This window comes from Jiangella endophytica (assembly GCF_003427025.1).
Taxonomy (GTDB): Bacteria; Actinomycetota; Actinomycetes; order Jiangellales; family Jiangellaceae; genus Jiangella; species Jiangella endophytica.
This window is the reverse complement of sequence record NZ_QVAI01000070.1, coordinates 1-429: the sequence shown is the minus strand read 5'-3', so window position 1 is coordinate 429 and position 429 is coordinate 1. Positions and strand designations below refer to the sequence as shown.

The 429-nt window shown below is 62.9% G+C and carries 1 protein-coding gene; it reads left to right on the top strand.

Annotation, left to right across the window (positions count from 1 at the left end; translation table 11 throughout):
- Positions 1 to 158: 158 nt before the first annotated feature.
- Positions 159 to 429 (top strand): ThuA domain-containing protein (locus DZA62_RS35300; RefSeq protein WP_198664549.1); only part of this gene is annotated, 271 nt, incomplete at its 3' end.

Below are 429 nucleotides of genomic sequence, written 5' to 3'. Positions count from 1 at the left end.
TTGGCGAAGACGCAGGACGCCATCGCCGTCGACGGTCTCGCGTTCCTCACCGGCGTGGTGCGGGGAGGTGGTGTGTCCTAAGCGACGTCTGCACGTCGGGCTGTTCACTCTCGGACGATTTCGGTCCACAACCGCAACGAAGCGACGGTGAGAGGTCTATGCGACGACGACTTTATCGTTACATTGCGTTCACGGTGGTGACGGCCTTTCTGGCCTCACTACTCACAGGCACCGCGATCAGCGCTGCCCATCCCCCCGAGGAGGAGTACGAGGTTCTCTTCTTCCACAAGACGACCGGCTTCCGGCACGACTCGATCCCGGCAGCACTCACAGCCGTTCAGGAGCTGGGCGCGGAGCACGGATTCACGGTGACGGAGACGCAGGACGCCTCGGTCTTCACCGACGAGAGCCTGAGTGCGTTCGAGGCGA